This is a genomic window from Flagellimonas oceanensis, from assembly GCF_003992595.1.
GTDB lineage: Bacteria > Bacteroidota > Bacteroidia > Flavobacteriales > Flavobacteriaceae > Flagellimonas > Flagellimonas oceanensis.
This window is the reverse complement of the sequence record NZ_RZNA01000008.1, coordinates 46,998-64,620: the sequence shown is the minus strand read 5'-3', so window position 1 is coordinate 64,620 and position 17,623 is coordinate 46,998. Positions and strand designations below refer to the sequence as shown.

The 17,623-nt window shown below is 40.8% G+C and carries 17 protein-coding genes; 9 read left to right on the top strand and 8 right to left on the bottom strand.

Going from position 1 to position 17,623, the window contains the following annotated elements:
• Positions 1–18 precede the first annotated feature (18 nt).
• The 5 genes from porX to EO132_RS03500 all read left to right on the top strand — a co-directional run bounded on the left by porX (position 19) and on the right by EO132_RS03500 (position 4,550).
• Positions 19–1,563 (top strand): T9SS response regulator signal transducer PorX, encoded by a 1,545-nt coding sequence (gene porX, locus EO132_RS03520; protein ID WP_127136625.1) that lies wholly within the window; start codon positions 19–21, stop codon positions 1,561–1,563.
• Between the two features lie 7 nt (positions 1,564–1,570).
• Positions 1,571–1,987, top strand: coding sequence for a tRNA (adenosine(37)-N6)-threonylcarbamoyltransferase complex ATPase subunit type 1 TsaE (gene tsaE / locus EO132_RS03515; protein ID WP_127136624.1), 417 nt, complete (start codon positions 1,571–1,573; stop codon positions 1,985–1,987).
• 395 nt (positions 1,988–2,382) lie between these two features.
• Positions 2,383–2,928, top strand: coding sequence for a hypothetical protein (locus EO132_RS03510; protein ID WP_127136623.1), 546 nt, complete (start codon positions 2,383–2,385; stop codon positions 2,926–2,928).
• Positions 2,929–2,970: 42 nt separating this feature from the next.
• Positions 2,971–4,170 (top strand): alanine dehydrogenase, encoded by a 1,200-nt coding sequence (locus EO132_RS03505; protein WP_127136622.1) that lies wholly within the window; start codon positions 2,971–2,973, stop codon positions 4,168–4,170.
• 5 nt (positions 4,171–4,175) lie between these two features.
• Positions 4,176–4,550 (top strand): DUF4258 domain-containing protein, encoded by a 375-nt coding sequence (locus EO132_RS03500; protein WP_127136621.1) that lies wholly within the window; start codon positions 4,176–4,178, stop codon positions 4,548–4,550.
• On the opposite strand, the gene EO132_RS03495 is transcribed toward EO132_RS03500, so the two are convergent.
• On the bottom strand, positions 4,547–5,719 hold the full coding sequence (locus EO132_RS03495) for a proline dehydrogenase family protein (RefSeq protein ID WP_127136620.1): 1,173 nt from the start codon (positions 5,717–5,719) through the stop codon (positions 4,547–4,549). The genes EO132_RS03500 and EO132_RS03495 overlap by 4 nt on opposite strands.
• Before the next feature lie 506 nt (positions 5,720–6,225).
• Between EO132_RS03495 and aroB the strand changes: the two genes are divergently transcribed.
• On the top strand, positions 6,226–7,281 hold the full coding sequence (aroB, locus tag EO132_RS03490) for a 3-dehydroquinate synthase (protein ID WP_127136619.1): 1,056 nt from the start codon (positions 6,226–6,228) through the stop codon (positions 7,279–7,281).
• A 94-nt stretch (positions 7,282–7,375) separates the two neighbouring features.
• Entirely contained in the window at positions 7,376–7,702 is a 327-nt protein-coding gene (locus EO132_RS03485) for a hypothetical protein (protein WP_127136618.1), read from the top strand.
• Position 7,703: 1 nt separating this feature from the next.
• On the opposite strand, the gene EO132_RS03480 is transcribed toward EO132_RS03485, so the two are convergent.
• The 3 genes from EO132_RS03480 to EO132_RS03470 form a co-directional block, all read right to left on the bottom strand.
• Complete coding sequence (locus tag EO132_RS03480; RefSeq protein ID WP_127136617.1) at positions 7,704–8,222, bottom strand: DinB family protein; 519 nt, start codon at positions 8,220–8,222, stop codon at positions 7,704–7,706.
• Between the two features lie 14 nt (positions 8,223–8,236).
• Positions 8,237–8,716, bottom strand: a complete 480-nt coding sequence (locus EO132_RS03475) for an Lrp/AsnC family transcriptional regulator (RefSeq protein ID WP_108246105.1) — start codon at positions 8,714–8,716, stop codon at positions 8,237–8,239.
• Between the two features lie 99 nt (positions 8,717–8,815).
• A complete protein-coding gene (locus EO132_RS03470; RefSeq protein WP_127136616.1) occupies positions 8,816–9,919 on the bottom strand; it encodes a M14 family metallopeptidase in 1,104 nt (367 codons plus the stop codon).
• Positions 9,920–10,203: 284 nt separating this feature from the next.
• Between EO132_RS03470 and EO132_RS03465 the strand changes: the two genes are divergently transcribed.
• Together EO132_RS03465 and EO132_RS03460 are read left to right on the top strand one after the other, a co-directional pair.
• On the top strand, positions 10,204–10,614 hold the full coding sequence (locus EO132_RS03465) for a helix-turn-helix transcriptional regulator (RefSeq protein WP_127136615.1): 411 nt from the start codon (positions 10,204–10,206) through the stop codon (positions 10,612–10,614).
• Positions 10,615–10,646: 32 nt separating this feature from the next.
• Positions 10,647–11,024 carry a DNA topoisomerase IV gene (locus tag EO132_RS03460; RefSeq protein WP_127136614.1) on the top strand — a complete coding sequence of 126 codons (378 nt, stop codon included), beginning with the start codon at positions 10,647–10,649 and terminating at the stop codon, positions 11,022–11,024.
• Between the two features lie 31 nt (positions 11,025–11,055).
• On the opposite strand, the gene EO132_RS03455 is transcribed toward EO132_RS03460, so the two are convergent.
• The 4 genes from EO132_RS03455 to EO132_RS03440 form a co-directional block, all read right to left on the bottom strand.
• Positions 11,056–12,018, bottom strand: coding sequence for a sterol desaturase family protein (locus tag EO132_RS03455; protein WP_127136613.1), 963 nt, complete (start codon positions 12,016–12,018; stop codon positions 11,056–11,058).
• Positions 12,019–12,087: 69 nt separating this feature from the next.
• The gene (locus EO132_RS03450) at positions 12,088–14,715 is read right to left on the bottom strand and encodes a DNA gyrase/topoisomerase IV subunit A (RefSeq protein ID WP_127136612.1); all 2,628 of its coding nucleotides are present in this window, start codon (positions 14,713–14,715) and stop codon (positions 12,088–12,090) included.
• A 15-nt stretch (positions 14,716–14,730) separates the two neighbouring features.
• The gene (locus EO132_RS03445) at positions 14,731–16,599 is read right to left on the bottom strand and encodes a DNA topoisomerase IV subunit B (RefSeq protein WP_127136611.1); all 1,869 of its coding nucleotides are present in this window, start codon (positions 16,597–16,599) and stop codon (positions 14,731–14,733) included.
• A gap of 102 nt (positions 16,600–16,701) precedes the next feature.
• Positions 16,702–17,604 carry a DMT family transporter gene (locus tag EO132_RS03440; RefSeq protein ID WP_127136610.1) on the bottom strand — a complete coding sequence of 301 codons (903 nt, stop codon included), beginning with the start codon at positions 17,602–17,604 and terminating at the stop codon, positions 16,702–16,704.
• Positions 17,605–17,623 lie beyond the last annotated feature (19 nt).

Genomic DNA, 17,623 nt, shown 5'->3' with positions numbered 1-17,623 from the left:
CACAAAGATAATCACTATATGAACAAGATAACAATTCTTTGGGTCGATGATGAGATAGACCTATTAAAACCCCACATATTATTCCTGGAAAGCAAAGGCTACAAAGTAGTAACCAGTCAAAGCGGACAGGATGCCATTGAAGAAATCAAGGATACCTTTTTCGACATTGTTTTTTTGGATGAAAACATGCCCGGGCTTTCAGGTCTGGAAACCTTGACCGAAATAAAGAAGTATGACGGCTCCATACCCGTGGTCATGATCACCAAAAGCGAAGAGGAATACATTATGGATGAGGCCATTGGCTCTAAAATCGCCGATTACCTCATAAAGCCTGTCAACCCTAATCAAATTTTGCTCTCTTTAAAAAAGAGCTTGGACAACTCCCGTTTGGTATCGGAAAAAACCACCGCCAATTATCAGCAGGAGTTTCGGAAGATTGCCATGGATCTTTCCATGATCAATACCCAAGAGGAATGGGTAGACCTATATAAAAAATTGATTTACTGGGAATTGGAGTTGGAGCAAATCGAAGATTCCGGTATGTTCGAAATATTGGAATCCCAAAAAGTGGAGGCCAATTCGCAGTTCGGCAAGTTTGTGGATAAAAACTACAAAGCTTGGTTCAAGGAAAGCGAAGCTCCCGTGATGTCCCACACCCTTTTCAAGAACAAAATCCAGCCAGAACTGGAAGGCAACAAGACCCTTTTGGTGGTCATTGATAATTTAAGGTATGACCAATGGTTGGCTTTTGAGAAGACCTTGTCGGTTCACTATAAAAAGAAACAGGAGTGCGCCTACTTTAGTATTTTGCCAACGGCCACCCAATATGCACGTAACGCACTGTTTTCCGGCCTGATGCCCGCCGAAATGGAAAAACGTTATCCGGACTGGTGGAAAAACGATACCGACGAAGGCGGTAAAAACCTCCATGAGTCCGAATTCTTAGGGGAACAATTGAAACGACTGGGATTGGACCTCAATTGGGAATACCATAAAATCAGTAATCTAAAGCAAGGAAAACAGTTGGCTTCCAACTTTAAATCTCAAAAGGATAATGACCTTACCGTGGTGGTTTACAACTTTGTGGATATGCTCTCCCACTCCAAAACAGAAATGGAAGTGGTTAAGGAGCTTGCCTCAAACGATAAGGCATACCGGTCGCTTACCTTGAGCTGGTTCAAGAACTCCCCTTTGTTGGAAATCATCCAGCAGGCACAGGATTTGGGCATGAAGCTGATTTTGACCACCGACCACGGCACCATTAATGTGAAGCAACCTTCAAAAGTAATCGGCGATAGAGAAACCAGCTTGAATCTCCGTTACAAAACCGGACGAAGCCTTACCTATCAAGATAAAGATGTCTTGGCCACCAAAAATCCCCAAGAGATTCATTTACCGAACATTAACTTGAGCAGCAGTTTCATTTTTGCGAAGAACGACCTCTTCTTTGCTTATCCGAACAACTACAACCATTATGTGAGCTATTATCGCAACACGTATCAGCATGGCGGTGTTTCCTTGGAAGAAATGATTGTTCCTTTCGTAGTTTTGGACCCAAAATAAAACTGGTGTGAAGAGAACTTTTCAATTGGATGAAATCAACGAAGTGGCCCAAGAGCTATTGACGAATGCTCCGAACAAGGTACTGTGTTTATACGGAGATATGGGCGTAGGCAAGACAACGCTGGTAAAAGCTTTGGTAAAAGAGCTTGGAGCCGTTGATGTAGCCAACAGTCCTACTTTTGGTTTGGTGAATGAATATTCCGATGAAAATGATATGCCCTTGGCCTACCATTTTGATTTTTATAGACTCAATGATGAAATGGAAGCTTTGGACATGGGCTTTGAAGATTATTTGAATTCCGATGCATGGCTCTTTATTGAATGGCCCGATAAAATTTCCTCGCTCCTACCTAAGGATGCTGTGGGGGTATTCCTGCACTTTATCGAGGAAAGCACGCGTTCAATCGAGTTAAATGTTTCTTAAATAGCAATCCCTCTATCTTCAGGGAAATTATTGCACAGAGCAAGCTGATTTCGATGAAAAGCAATTTTTTTACGTTAAAAAACCAATTTTATCGACAAATGGCATGGTAAGTTGAAATATTTTCCTACATTTGCTTTGTGAATTAATTCATTTATTAACCAAAAACTCTTTTACGATGAACACTAAAAAAGTTTTTTTTGGATTGCTAGCTGTTGCATTTTTGGCAATGACTGCTGTATCAACTACAGTAACTATTGACGGCAATCAAACAACTAGTATCAAGAAGTCTAAACTAGTTAAGATTTAACTTAGACTTTTATCCACGAGCTAAAATCCCTTTTTTCGAAAAGGGATTTTTTTTACAATAATGTTGGGTTTTTTGAGTTATCAAACTAATGAGCAAAAAATCTACATTTAAGAAGCGCTTTATAATCGAAGGGGCTATCGCCCTATTTATTGCTATATCTCCTTTGTTGTTTTATAGTTACAAGTACTTGCCGCAAGAAGCAACATCTTGGACTTTTTTAGGCATTACTTTAACCGAAAACAATTTTGGGGATGTGTCTACAGCTGTTTATTACTATTTCAATAAGTTCGTTCCGTTGTTGCTTTTGGTAATTTGGTTCGTTACTTCTAAAAGTTGGTGGTACCATGCCATCTTGATTCCTCTTTCCATGTATAGCTTCCAGTTGTTTACGGCACTAAATTATTCCAATAGCGAACGAATCGATGAAAACGAAATACTTTATGTGATTGCCGTGACCATGGTTATTGTTCCTGTGGTCTACTTTATTAGGGTAAAACTCGTAGACAAACATGTTCATGGAATAGATTTGGAGGCTATGGACACCGAGCTGCAGATTCTAAAGGAAAAAGAGGAATTACGAAAGGAGCGAGAGAAATTGGAACAACGCCAAAAGACTGCTTCAAAAAAAATGTAAATTTGCCCGTACCTTATGGTATCCTGATTAGATTTACATTTTATGAGCCACGCTGCCTCCCCATTTAGCAAACAACAACTGCTTCCCCAAGAAGAAACCCTAGAAATCGTAAAACAGAAGGGAGAACTGTTTATTGGCATTCCAAAGGAAAACCAATATCAAGAAAAGCGTGTTTGTCTTACTCCTGATGCCGTGAATGCCATTACAGCCCACGGACACCGGGTATTGGTGGAAACGGGTGCAGGAGAAGGGGCTAATTTTTCCGACCTCGACTACACCAATGCAGGAGCCGAAATAACCAGGGACACCAAAAAAGTATTCTCCTGCCCCATTATATTGAAGGTGGAACCCCCTACCCTTTCGGAGATAGATTTGCTTAATCCACAGACCATTGTTATTTCTGCTCTGCAGATAAAGACCCAGAACAAGGAGTATTTTGAGATTATGGCCAAGAAGCGATTGACGGCCATTGCCTTTGAATATATCCGGGATGATGACGGCAATTATCCAGCCGTTCGCTCTTTGAGTGAAATTGCAGGAATTTCCTCTATTTTGATCGCTTCGGAATTAATGTCGAACCCCAACACCGGCAATGGATTGATGTTTGGAAACATCAGTGGAGTCCCTCCTGTGGAAGTTGTGATCATAGGAGCAGGAACCGTCGGCGAATTTGCTGCACGGTCTGCCCTGGGACTAGGTGCCAATGTAAAGGTGTTTGATAATTCCATTAGTAAATTAAGGAGTCTTCAGACCAGTTTGAACCAAACCTTGTACACGTCAACCGTACAGCCCAAGAATTTGATCAAATCCTTAAAACGCTGTGATGTGGCCATCGGTGCAACGAGAGGTAAAGACCGTTCTCCAGTAGTGGTTTCCAGCTCCATGGTGGAAAACATGAAAAAAGGATCTGTCATCATTGATGTGAGCATTGATATGGGCGGCTGTTTTGAAACTTCGGAAGTGACTACCCACAGAAAACCCACTTTTGAGAAATATGGGGTAATCCATTATGGTGTTCCTAATATTCCATCCAGATACCCACGAACATCCTCCATTTCCATTAGTAACATATTTACGCCTTACTTATTGAAAATTGGCGAAGAAGGTGGTTTGGAGCATTCCCTTCGGTTTGACAAAGGTTTGCGCAACGGGCTTTACATGTACCACGGCATTTTGACCAATAAATCGGTGGGCGATTGGTTTGGGCTGAGTTATAACGATATTAACTTTCTTATTTTTTAAAGTAAATGGCATTTTTGAAACGATTGGGATGGTACTTGGTTGGACTGTCCATAGGATTGATTTTTTTGGTTTTTATCCTGAAAAAAAAATCAGGTGAAGAGGGCATTGATTTTTGCTATTTGCCCAATTGCAGGGTGCTTAAGGATATGCGTTCCAAACCATTGACTTTTTCTGAATCCCTACCGGAAGAATACCGAGACACCCTTATGATTCAATCGTTTTTGGAAGATGGCAATGTGGATTTTGGCAAAAGTGATACCAAATCCGAACCATGCAAAACGTATTTTATCTCGCACGAATACAATGGAGAAGAGTTGGAACTAAAAGCTATGAATTGTGAGGAAGGAATTACTGTGGAAAAAATAACCCCAGAGAATTAACCCCCCAACTTCCTTCGCTTTCGTTCTTTGGTAATCAAGGTAAGTTCCCTTGACGTTTGCCCAGCAACCGAAGTATTTTCCTCTGCCCTTCTGATCAAATAAGGCATCACATCCCGAACAGGACCGTATGGCACATATTTTACGGTGTTAAAACCATGGGCTGCCAAGTTATAGGTAATGTGGTCGCTCATACCGAATAATTGACCAAACCAAATTCTGCCATCATCGGAAGCGATGCCCCTTTCTTCCATTAAATCCACTAGCCGAAGTGTACTTTTCTCATTATGGGTGCCAGCGAATATGGTAAAATAGTCTATATGGTCCATCATGTAGTCGATGGCGGCATCAAAGTTTTCATCCGTGAGTTTTTTGTTTTCGCAAATAGGGCTTTTGTACCCTTTGTCTTCTGCCCTGTCGTTCTCTTTTTCCATATAGGCTCCACGAACCACCTTGGCCCCGATTTTGAAACCTTCCTCTTCAGCTTGCTTGAACAATTTAACAATGTATCCCATCCTGTCCCAGCGATACATTTGAAAGGTATTGAACACGATGGCTTTCTCTTTGTTGTATTTGCGCATCATTTCCAATACTAGGTCATCTGCGGCATCCTGCATCCAACTTTCCTCAGCATCAATCAAAAGAGCCACATCGAGTTTGTGCGCTTTTTGACAAACTTTCTCAAACCGGTTAACAATTCTGCCCCATTCAGCTTGTTCTTTTTCTGTTAGTTTGACCCCAGCAGATACTTTTTCATACAATTTGAATCGTCCAAAGCCTGTTGGTTTAAAGACAGCAAAAGGCATGGCATCCTTTTCCTTTACGAAATCCAAAATCTCCAAGGTCTTTTCCATGGCAAAATCAAGTTGATTGTCCACAGATTTGCCCTCAGCAGAGTAATCCAAGACCGAGCAGACCCCATTTCCATACATATTGTCGATTATGGGAAGACAGTCCTTCTCATTTACCCCACCACAAAAGTGGTCGAATACAGTAGTCCTAATAAGCCCTTCCACAGGCAGATGTGCCTTGATGGCGATATTTGTCAAGGCTGTACCAATACGAACCAGCGGTTCAATGGAAATCATTTTAAAAAGGAAGTAAGCACGCTCTAATTGGGCGTCTGTTTTTAGCTCAAAAGCTATTTCAGTGTTCTCAAAATTTGGTCGCATTCAAAACTAAGCATTAAGACCCAAGGTCAATATTTCTAATTCTCCCGATTCCCAATGCTTTGCTAGCGCTCTTGATAGTTGAAATTTTAGACTCATCCTATTTTTTTCAACTCAAAGGACTGAAAACCAGAACAGTATTTTTTTTGTTTTTAGAATACATTCCATAAGACCGGCACAACCAGCCATACCAATGCATTCACAGGGTCAAATATAATGACGGCTGCGTTATATTTTTGTGTTTAAAAAGATAAAAATTGACGGAATACATTAAGTTTAGCCAGATTGATGGAGTGAATCAAATCTTCTGATGGTGCCCCAATGTAAAAAACAAATTATTTTAGTAATTAGAACATCCAGCACTTGCCTTTAGTTTCATCACGAATCTTTTGTTCTGGATATAACAGAATCAATAAAAAAAGAGTCAACTATTGAGGATTTCATGGAAATCGCAACCTCAGGAACCCTAAAACAAAAAATAGTCTTTACTTAGCAACGTAAATTATATTATGGAGTCGGTAAAATCACAGCATTACGAGGTACACATCAATGAATTGGCAAAAGCTTCTCTTAATCAGCATATTGCTAAAAAAAGCTATTCCAAAATATTTCTTTTGGTCGATGAAAACACCAAAGCACATTGTTTGCCCATTTTCAATAAAATAATCGATTTCCCCATTGATTCCTTATTAGAGATTGAATCTGGCGAGAAGAATAAACATATTCATACGTGCTTGCAGCTTTGGGAAGATCTATCCAATTTGGATGGTGATCGCAAAAGTTTGCTCATCAACCTAGGCGGTGGCGTACTTACCGATATGGGAGGATTCGTGGCCTCTACATTTAAAAGAGGTATTGATTTCATCAACATACCCACTACCCTACTTTCCATGGTGGATGCTTCCATTGGAGGAAAAACAGGCGTGGATTTGGGTTCCTTGAAAAATCAGATTGGTATAATCAATCAACCACAAATGGTACTGATTTTCCCTGAGTTTTTGAAAACATTGGACCCGCGGCAAACAAAAAGCGGATATGCTGAAATGCTGAAACATGGTCTTATACAGGATAGGGATTATTGGAACGTCCTTGTCGAAAAAGGAAATTTTACCGACCCAGCCTGTATTCAACACTCGATTGCCATAAAAAATGAAGTGGTGCTCCAGGACCCTACAGAACAAGGACTGCGCAAAATTTTGAATTTTGGGCATACTTTAGGTCATGCCATTGAATCCTACTGTTTGGACAATCACGACAAAAAGACCTTGCTACATGGAGAAGCCATTGCTGCGGGTATGATTTTGGAAGGGTATTTATCTCACGAGATGCGTGGACTATCCAAATTATCGGTGGATGAAATCAAAAAAGGGTTCTCTCAACATTTTGACAAAGTAGACTTTACAGCAAATGATATCGATGACATCCTACAATTGCTCAAGTATGACAAAAAGAACTCACATGGCAACGTAAACTTCGTGTTGCTTCAGGAAATTGGTGATGCTGTCACGGATATTAAAATTCCGGAGGAACTGTTCCAAAAAGCCTTTGCTTACTACAGCGAATAACAGGTTCGCATACTTATTTTTTCCGTTTACAACTCTTTAGCCCCACTGGTTGTAAAAATTTCTAGTTTAGGAATGACTTTAATAACTAACCATTATGAAACGAATTCTGATAGACTACAAAAAGGTGGACCACAAGGTGGCCGCCAAATTAATAGACTCCTATCCAGATGGCTATGGGGATGATGATATATTGACCATAAAAAAACCGAGCGGGGAAGTGATTGAGGCTGTTGAAGTAAAAACAACGGATACCATCTACATGGTAAAAATCAGTAAGAGTCTCTCCAATTTCATAGCCAATTTTGAGGAAACCATAGAAAAGGAACTTGACAAAGAACTAGTGGCTTCTGAATTTGAGGAAGACTCTTTTGAAGGGCTTGAATCTTCTTCGGAGGATGCGGAAGAAGATGACCAATATTGATTTAGGCTAAATACCGCTCCTTCAATACGCGTACATGATGGGCTTGGTGCCCGCTTATGATAAATCCAAGGGCACGAACACTCATTTTTGAACCACTGGCAATACCGATTCTATTAATGGCTTCGTCATCAAAAGAGTTGAACAGTGTTATTGTGGCATCCCTTACGGCCCTGTATTCTTCGGTCAAGTCTTTTTTGGAACGGTTGGCCGCATTGGAGAACGGCACGTAATTATCTTGATCAAACCCGGGCAAGGGGGTTTTATCGTTCCTGGCAATACAAAGCGCACGATACTGAAAAATACGTTCGGTATCTATCATATGCACCAATGCTTCCGCCAAGGACCATTTGCCCTCGGCGTAAGCATAATTGAGTTTTTCTTCTGGGATTTCTTCAAAAAGGGACAAAAGAACCTTTCTTCCATTTTTCAATTCTTCTATCAATTCCACATCGCCCAAGGCCATGATATAGGTCTGGTAGAATGGATTGTATTCAGAAGACGGAAGTTCTGAAAGTACCATATATGTCTAAAGAATTACAGCTCGTTGAAGATGGTGTGCATCAAACGTCGCTTGTCGTTGATGCTCTCTTCCAAGGAAATCATGGTTTCCGTTCTGCTGATACCTTCAATATCATCTATTTTAAAAATGATGTTCTTCGCGTGAGTGGTATCCCTTGCCCTGATTTTACAGAAAATATTGAATTTACCTGTAGTGATGTGGGCCACGGTTACATAAGGAATCTGGCTCAACCTTTCCAAAACAAATTTGGTCTGGTGGGTTTTTTCCAAGAATATACCGACATAGGCTATAAAGGAGTAGCCTAGTTTTACATAGTCTAGGGTAAGGGAAGAACCTTTAATGATTCCTGACTCTTCCATTTTTTTGACTCGGACATGAACCGTACCTGCGGAAATCAGCAACTTTTTTGCGATGTCCGTAAATGGTGTACGGGTGTTATCGATTAACATATCCAATATCTGGTGATCTATCTCGTCTAGCTTTACTTTGTTCATTACATTGAATTTTGCAGCAAAAGTAGTTAAAAAAGGAAATTTACGTAATAAAAATGGTTCTTTTTTAAATAATATGCAAGAACCTCTGAAAAATGACCCTTAATTATTGAAATTCAGGAGTAAATCAAGAACTTCCCTTTGATTGGATGTAAAGCCAAAATCCTTGGAATCAACGCATTCTATGGTCATGTGCCCATAAAAACCTTCAAGCGGCCCAATTTCAGCGACCTCAGGCTGAAATGTTATTTTTTTATCGATCAATACTTCCTTATATCGGATTCCGACAGAATGTCCGGCTTCAAACTCCTTGTTCACCACCTCTGGATGCTTTACCAGAATGTCAAAAAACAATTTGTCGTTATTTGGAATGGAGAAATAATCGCCAGTTTTATAGTCATCGATTTTATCCAGTGCAATGGTCTTCAAAGCCTCCACTATCGAAAAGAAAATCAATTCCCGTGTTTGTTCCCTTTGATAATCGTTCGGGTAATGCCCAGATTCAAACAAAATAGTGGGTACGCCCAACATTTGAAGCGTATCGCCAATACAGTTGTCATTAAAACCATCATCATATCGACCAACTTGGCCGGGTATACGTTCTTGAAGCATGCGGTTCATGGCCACGATCAACTTCATGGCAACCTCTCTGGACGGCGTAATATGCCTTTCCTTATTGCTTGCAGGGGACAAAAAGGAAACCGTTGCAGGTTTATTGGTCTTACCCGCGCTGAATAAGGTACGCTGATCGTGAAGATTAAAACAGAAATCCGGTTGGAATGCATCAAACAGTTTTCGAAAAGCAACACTTTCGGGCTGCGTCAAATTTTTAGCATCACGGTTAAGGTCTATCTCATTACTATTGACCCGGGTGTACGCTTTTGCCCCATCAGGGTTCAACATGGGTATAATGGTAAGCCTACATTCTTTTAAAATGGCTTTGGCCAACTCATCTTCCGATTGCAAGAAATTCACAAGATCCCAAACCGCTTTGGTTGTTGTGGATTCGTTGCCGTGCATCTGCGACCACATGAGCACTTTTTTATTTCCGTGGCCCATTTCAAAAGCATTGATGTCAACATTCTCTACAGATTTCCCAATAGAGTTTATAGGTGTGGAAAGTTTGTCAAAACATGGTTGAATGGCATCCCTGTTAATATATCGTCCTTGAATGGATTCTTCCTTATATAATGAATAGTTGGGCATGTAAGATTCTGATTAAAGTTTACAAAAGTAACTATACATGTTTTTACAAATGTAAACTAATTCAAAATACATCTTGTATACATTTGTAATTGATTTGCACCCTATTTAGTTTGAATATTCAGATTTGTGAATAATAATTTAACCGATACTAGTATATTGTTATTATTCAATAAGATATATGTTTTTATATAAAGTATTAGATTATATATACGTGTGTCTGGTTCATTATTTCCCCATAAATTTCCACACAAATCATTAACTTAGTAGCAAGTAAATTTACATTTGTGAATAAAGGAATTGTATCACGTATTCAAACCGTTGTGGATCATCTGGAAATATCTGTCTCCGCCTTCGCTGATGAGATTGGTGTACAGCGTTCAAGTATGTCACATTTACTGAATGGAAGGAATAAACCAAGTCTTGATTTCGTGATGAAATTGGTGGACACCTACCCCGAGGTTGACCTCTATTGGTTACTGAAAGGAAAAGGGAGTTTTCCAAAGGAAGCAAATCAAATCGAGGATGCTCCAGCTTCCATTGTTGAGGAGAAGCTAGAAGAAAACACTACGGAATCCTTGTCTGAAAGTTATTCAGTAAAACACCTCAAAAACTCAAAATTATCCAAGGAGCCTTATAAAATAGTTATGTTTTATTCCGATGGTACATTTGAGGCATTCCAGCCAAAAAAGGATTGACCCTTTCAGGTAGTTTCCGTTACTTTGCAGGTATGATAAAATACTTCTTTTTCGGACTCGTTGTACTGTTATTTTTCGCCTGTGGCCAACCGCCACAACGCAATTGCGAAGATTTTAAAACAGGTAAATTCTCTTTTACCGCTACAATAAATGGCGAGGAGAAAAAAACCACCTTTCATAGAACTTTGGAATTGGAGGTCGATGAATACGAAGGCAAAGTGGATTCCTCGTCCATTCGGTGGATAAATGACTGTGAGTATGTGCTCAAGAATTTGAACCCAAAGAACAAAGCAGAGGAAAAACCAATTCACATTAAAATACTTACCACCTCTGAATCTTCATACACCTTTGAATACAATATCGTTGGTGATAACAAGAAATTTAAAGGAACTGCAAAAAAAGTTGACTGATCGTTATTCAGTCATTAAATAAAGTGACTGACTAATTAGGCCTCTGGTACGCCAGTTCCGGACTGGTTTCCTTTTGCTTTTTGAACAATCGTTGTTGTTGTTTTACGGTAAGCGTGCTCCCATCGTGGCTCCATCCTGGTGGTCCAAAGATGTACATTAATTTATGTGAGAGTTTTTTCGATTTCTTTACATCGTTCCAAATGTCCTTGAACTCATGGGTGAGTATGACCACGGGATTATAGGAGTTTGGTGCGTGAATCACGCCATATTTGACATCGACATCATCATCCAATTCTTTCCAGGTTCCGAACATTTTGTCAAAGATGTTGAGAAAGCCCCCATGGTTTTTATCCAAATACTCCACATTTTGTGCGTGGTGCACTTGGTGCATGGTGTGTGTATTGAATATTTTTTCCAAAAACCCAAGTTTTGGCACATATACCGTATGCAATTGGAATTGCCATAAAGCTTCAATGCCCAAACATACCAATACCATTTCTGGTGGAAACCCAATAGCTGGCATCCAAATATAAAAGAAGGGTTTGTACAAAATCGTAAACCAACCATTTCTAATAGCGGTTCCTAAGTTGAAATTATCCGAAGAGTGATGGACAATGTGAGCGGCCCACAAAATACGCACTTCGTGATTGGCTCTGTGGAACCAGTAATACGTAAAATCATCCGCTAATTGACACAAAATCCAAACATACCAAGCATATCCAAAGGATGCATACCCCATAATATTGGTTCTTACTCCATCCACCAAAGGGTTGAAAAGTTCATAGGTGCCTTCAAAAAGGAGAATCGCAAAAGCTACCTTGAACAAAGGACCAAGAATTGCGGAACCAATGCCCATAAAACCGCTTGCAGCTAAATCTTTCCAGTTGTATAAATCATGTTTTTCATGATCGTGGGTTTTGCTGTAGGTCAATTCCAATAAAATAAAGGCAATGAAAACTGGCACGCCATATACCAGGGGGTTTGTGAAATCCATAAAGATATGTTAAGCAGTCTGCTTTTTTTTGGTGTGTAACTCAATTGGGCAAATTAGACATAAAAACCTTTAAAACAAAGTGGTTTGGTCAGAACTATCATTCTTTGTTCCTATATCATTATCATCACTGTCTATTTCTTCTTCATCAAAAACTTCAATGTCCTCGGTCTCTTGTTCCTCGGGTTCTTCATAAGGAAGTGGATCCAAAACATTGATGTTTTTCACCTTTTCGGGAGTAAGTTGATTTCCAAGCGCTTTGATTCCTTTGATGGCTATAAATTCCTCAACATCCACCTCTAAATTTGGCTTGGGATCCTTCCCGCGAGGTTTTACAAACTCGATTTCCAATTGTGGCCTCCAGTCCGTGGAAACCAATTCCATGTAGGATCTGGAATCCTCATCAATAACCACTTCTTCCTTGTTGGGATTCTCTATTAAAAACCTTTTGAGGTAAAAGCGTTCTTTGTCGCCCACATAATGTACTACTGAAATCGGTTTGTCCGGATTCCACTTTTCCAAGACAATCATATCATCGCTGAAGCGAGTCAGTAAATCGGGCGGAATGGTTTTTACAATTCCTTTTTGATCGATGACCAATAGTAGGTCGTCCCCCTTGAACTCACCGAGCAACTCCCCTCTTCCGTCGACATTCAGTCGGCTGACCACATCATCAAACCAAATTTTACGCGGTTTCAAAGTGGATACGCCTTTTTCTTTCAGTTCGATGCGTTTGACCGGATATTTGGTAACCAGATTCCCTTTGGAGCTTCGTCCTTTGATCAATACATCGGAGAAATCAAGGTCCCACTTCAGTTTTTTGATGCTTCCTGATTGACGCAGCATTACTGTGACCACTTCTGCTTCGCCATTGGGATTTGCAGAGAAATACAGTACTTCTGATGATCCTTTGTCACCTGCAAGATCATAAATCTTGTCCCGCGTCATACTGGTGACATTGAAACGTTTCACGTAACTCGGACCACCCTTCATGCTCTTGTAGATCATATTGTAGGTCGTGCGCTTGTCCTTCTTTTTAAAGACGGCGACGTGGATAATGTTTTTACCAATAAAAACCTTGGAATCTACTTTGGTGACCATCATTTCCCCTTTTTGGGTAAAAACGATGATGTCGTCTATGTCGCTGCAATCGGTAACGTATTCATCTCTTTTCAAGGAAGTCCCGATGAACCCTTCTTTACGGTTTACGTAAAGTTTGGTATTCCTGATGACCACCTTGGTGGCTTCGATTTCGTCGAAAATCCTTATTTCTGATTTACGCTCCCGTCCTGCTCCGTATTTCTTTTTAAGTTCTTTAAAATAGTCGATGGCAAAATCCACCAAATGCTCCAAGTGATGCTTGGTTTGTGCAATTCTATCTTCCAAACTTTCGATAAGTTGTTGTGCCTTGTCTAAATCAAACTTTGAAATACGTTTGATCCGGATTTCGGTCAACCGGACAATGTCATCCTTGGTCACTTCCCTTTTTAAATGGGAAATATGTGGCTTCAAGCCTTTGTCAATGGCCTCTATTACACCTTCCCAAGTTTCCTCCTCTTCTATTTCACGGTAGATTCGGTTCTCAATGAAAATTCGTTCCAAGGAAGAAAAGTGCCATTGCTCTTCTAGTTCATCCAACTGAATCTGAAGTTCTGCTTTAAGTAACTCCACGGTATTATCTGTGGATCTTTCCAGCATTTCCTTGACACCGATGAATAATGGTTTGTTGTCCTCGATGACACATCCCAATGGAGAAATAGAAGATTCGCAAGCTGTGAATGCATAAAGCGCATCAATGGTTTTGTCTGGAGAAATTCCATTAGGCAAATGCACCAGAATCTCTACCTCCGCAGCCGTGTTATCTTCAATCTTTTTTATTTTGATTTTCCCCTTATCGTTAGCCTTTAAGATGGAGTCAATTAAAGAGGAGGTGTTGGTTCCGTAGGGTATTTCGTTGATGACCAAGGTATTCTTATCCAAGGTTGAAATTTTCGCCCTTACTCGGATTTTACCGCCACGCATACCATCGTTGTAGTTGGTCACATCAATGATACCGGCCGTGGGGAAATCCGGCACCAAGGTAAATCGCTTCCCTTTTAAATGTTTTATCGAGGCGTCGATGAGTTCATTAAAGTTGTGCGGCAATATTTTGGTCGAAAGTCCAACCGCAATTCCCTCTGCTCCTTGTGCAAGCAAAAGCGGGAACTTAACGGGTAAATTAACAGGTTCCTTTTTTCTACCATCATAGGAAAGTTGCCACTCCGTAATTTTTGGGCTATAAATTACTTCCAGAGCGAATTTGGACAATCTTGCCTCGATATAACGTGGTGCCGCTGCTCCGTCGCCGGTAAGGATATTCCCCCAGTTCCCTTGGGTATCGATAAGCAAATCCTTTTGGCCGATTTGGACCATGGCATCGGCAATACTGGCATCACCGTGGGGGTGGTATTGCATGGTGTGCCCTACCACATTCGCCACTTTATTATAGCGACCATCGTCCAGCTCTTTGAGCGAGTGCATGATTCTTCGCTGCACAGGCTTGAATCCATCTTCGATAGCGGGTACGGCACGCTCCAAAATAACATAAGAAGCGTAATCCAAAAACCAATCCTTGTACATCCCCGTTACCTTTACCAGGCTATCTTGGGACTCGTCTTGGTTTTCTAAACTTTCATCGTTCAGTTCTTCGTTCTCTTCCATTTAGAAAGGCGGCATTTATTTGGGTTGTAGTTGGTTTTCTTCGACAAGATCAAGCTCCACTTTAAGGTTGTTGATGATGAATTCCTGCCTATCCGGGGTATTCTTGCCCATGTAAAACTTCAACAGGGCATCGATACTCATGGCTTTGTCCAGCATCACGGGCTCCAAGCGGATATCATCACCGATAAAGTTTTTGAACTCATCCGGAGAAATTTCACCCAATCCCTTAAATCGAGTGATTTCTGGTTTTCCGGAAAGTTTTTCGATAGCTTGTTTTCTTTCTTCATCACTATAGCAATAAATGGTCTCTTTTTTATTGCGTACCCGGAACAATGGGGTTTGAAGAATATATAAGTGATTCTCTTTGATCAATTCCGGGAAAAATTGCAAAAAGAAAGTAATCAGCAATAAACGAATGTGCATTCCGTCCACATCGGCATCCGTTGCGATCACAATATTGTTATAGCGAAGGTCCTCCATGGAGTCCTCAATATTGAGTGCAGCTTGCAACAGGTTGAATTCTTCGTTCTCGTAAACGATTTTCTTGGACATGCCGTAGGAGTTCAACGGTTTTCCTCGCAAACTGAACACCGCTTGTGTATTCACGTCTCTGGATTTTGTAATGGAGCCCGATGCGGAATCCCCCTCGGTAATGAAGAGTGTGGTTTCCAATCGACGGTCCTTTTTCATGTCCTGCAAATGCACACGGCAATCGCGTAGTTTTTTATTGTGAAGACTCGCTTTTTTTGCGCGGTCCCTCGCCAGTTTTCGTATTCCAGAGAGTTCTTTCCGTTCTTTCTCAGCCTGAACAATTTTCTTTTGAAGCGCCTCCGCAGTCTGAGGGTTCTTATGGAGATAGTTGTCCAATTGCGTACCGATAAAATCATTGATGTAGGTACGCACCGTTGGCAGGTCGCCTCCCATATCGGTAGAACCGAGTTTGGTCTTGGTCTGACTCTCAAAAACAGGTTCCATCACTTTAATGGAAACTGCAGATATGATGGATTTTCGAATATCCGAAGCGTCGTAGTTTTTCCCGTAAAAATCACGGACGGTTTTCACGATAGCTTCTCTAAATGCAGATTGATGTGTTCCACCCTGAGTGGTGTGCTGTCCGTTCACAAAGGAATGGTACTCCTCACTGTATTGGGTTTTGCTATGGGTCATCGCCACCTCGATGTCATTCCCTTTTAGGTGGATGATAGGGTACAGAAAATCCTCGTTGTTGTTATTGTCCTCCAATAAATCCTTCAGACCGTTTTCGGAATGGAATTTTTCACCATTGAAAACAATCGTCAAGCCGGGATTTAAGTAGACATAATTTTTGAGCATGCGTTCCACATACTCATTGCGGTATTTATATTTTTTGAAGATGGATTCATCAGGTGTGAAACTTACCTTGGTCCCTTTTCTACGGGATGATTCCTCCAAAAGTTCTTCGTTGACCAAGTTCCCCGTTTCAAACTCTGCTGACTTGGACTGTCCATCCCTATTGGATTCCACTCTAAAATAGGTGGAAAGGGCATTTACCGCTTTGGTACCCACCCCGTTCAATCCTACGGATTTTTTAAAGGCACGGGTGTCATATTTACCACCTGTGTTCATCTTGGATACAACATCCACCACTTTTCCAAGCGGAATACCACGACCGTAATCGCGAACATGTACCGTGTTTTCCTTGATGTTGATTTCGATGGTCTTCCCCGACCCCATCACAAATTCGTCGATGGAGTTATCGAGTACTTCTTTTAAAAGAATGTAAATACCATCATCAGCGGAGGATCCGTCGCCCAATTTTCCGATGTACATCCCCGGACGCATACGAATATGCTCCTTCCAGTCCAGCGAACGGATATTATCCTCAGTATATTGGGTATCTGCCATGAGTTAAGGGTTAATCATTGCAATATAAAATTTAGGAGCAAAAATAAAAGGGTGTACGGTAGAAAGTAATCAACAATGAAAAACAATAATTGTTAATATATATCAGCCTTTAGCCCGCTTTTTGCCTTGGATTGACAGGTATGTCACCCCAAAAATAACAACCAACATTCCAACCAACTGCCAATATGTGAGTTTTTCGTCCAAAAACACAAAGGCGAGCAAAATTGTGGAAATAGGTCCCAAGCTTCCCAAAATTGAAAAGTTGGAAGCGCCCAATCGTTCGATGGCGGCCGATACCAAAAAAGATGGAATCAGTGTTGCAAAAATGGCCATGGCCAAACCGTAGGCATATACCGGCCAAGGATAATCCATGTATCCCCAATCGCCCGACACCAAATAATGCATCACTATGCAGATGGTGGATACGATCATGGCGTAGCAAGTGAATCGAAGCACGCCAAACTCGGGAATCAACCAGCCACTGCCCACTAAATAGGATGCATAGGTAATTGCACTCAGCAAAACCAAAAATCCACCCAACAAGACCTCGTTGCCCGAGACATCCAATTCATCCCAAAAGGTAATGAGAACGCCAACATACGTTATGAGAATAGCAACAAATTGTACTCTGGTTATCTTTTGCCTAAAAATCAACCAGCTAAGGAATACCACAATGGTCGGGTACACGAAAAGAATGATACGTTCCAATCCTGCTTTGATGTAGTTCAAGCCCAAAAAATCAAAATAACTGGCCAGATAATAGCCCACAAAGCCAAAAAGAAAGAGCCAAGCAAAATCTTTGGTTTCAATCGCTGCTTTTGATGATTTTTTTCGAATTAGGAATAAGATAAAAATGTAAAATGGAAGTGAAAACAACATTCGAAAAAGTAACAAATCGAGCGTATCGACATTGTAGCGGTACGCCAATTTTACCATTACGGCCTTAGAGGAGAATAGCACTACTCCCAAGACTCCGTATAAAATCCCCAAACTTTTACTGGACATAGAACAAAGCTATTTTATA

What these genes read in the sequence shown, in the direction of transcription:
- porX (WP_127136625.1), top strand. Translation starts at nt 19, where the DNA reads ATGAACAAGATAACAATTCTTTGGGTCGATGATGAGATAGACCTATTA.
- EO132_RS03510 (WP_127136623.1), top strand. Translation starts at nt 2,383, where the DNA reads ATGAGCAAAAAATCTACATTTAAGAAGCGCTTTATAATCGAAGGGGCT.
- EO132_RS03505 (WP_127136622.1), top strand. Translation starts at nt 2,971, where the DNA reads ATGAGCCACGCTGCCTCCCCATTTAGCAAACAACAACTGCTTCCCCAA.
- EO132_RS03500 (WP_127136621.1), top strand. Translation starts at nt 4,176, where the DNA reads ATGGCATTTTTGAAACGATTGGGATGGTACTTGGTTGGACTGTCCATA.
- EO132_RS03495 (WP_127136620.1), bottom strand. Translation starts at nt 5,719, where the DNA reads ATGCGACCAAATTTTGAGAACACTGAAATAGCTTTTGAGCTAAAAACA.
- aroB (WP_127136619.1), top strand. Translation starts at nt 6,226, where the DNA reads ATGGAGTCGGTAAAATCACAGCATTACGAGGTACACATCAATGAATTG.
- EO132_RS03485 (WP_127136618.1), top strand. Translation starts at nt 7,376, where the DNA reads ATGAAACGAATTCTGATAGACTACAAAAAGGTGGACCACAAGGTGGCC.
- EO132_RS03480 (WP_127136617.1), bottom strand. Translation starts at nt 8,222, where the DNA reads ATGGTACTTTCAGAACTTCCGTCTTCTGAATACAATCCATTCTACCAG.
- EO132_RS03475 (WP_108246105.1), bottom strand. Translation starts at nt 8,716, where the DNA reads ATGAACAAAGTAAAGCTAGACGAGATAGATCACCAGATATTGGATATG.
- EO132_RS03470 (WP_127136616.1), bottom strand. Translation starts at nt 9,919, where the DNA reads ATGCCCAACTATTCATTATATAAGGAAGAATCCATTCAAGGACGATAT.
- EO132_RS03460 (WP_127136614.1), top strand. Translation starts at nt 10,647, where the DNA reads ATGATAAAATACTTCTTTTTCGGACTCGTTGTACTGTTATTTTTCGCC.
- EO132_RS03455 (WP_127136613.1), bottom strand. Translation starts at nt 12,018, where the DNA reads ATGGATTTCACAAACCCCCTGGTATATGGCGTGCCAGTTTTCATTGCC.
- EO132_RS03450 (WP_127136612.1), bottom strand. Translation starts at nt 14,715, where the DNA reads ATGGAAGAGAACGAAGAACTGAACGATGAAAGTTTAGAAAACCAAGAC.
- EO132_RS03445 (WP_127136611.1), bottom strand. Translation starts at nt 16,599, where the DNA reads ATGGCAGATACCCAATATACTGAGGATAATATCCGTTCGCTGGACTGG.
- EO132_RS03440 (WP_127136610.1), bottom strand. Translation starts at nt 17,604, where the DNA reads ATGTCCAGTAAAAGTTTGGGGATTTTATACGGAGTCTTGGGAGTAGTG.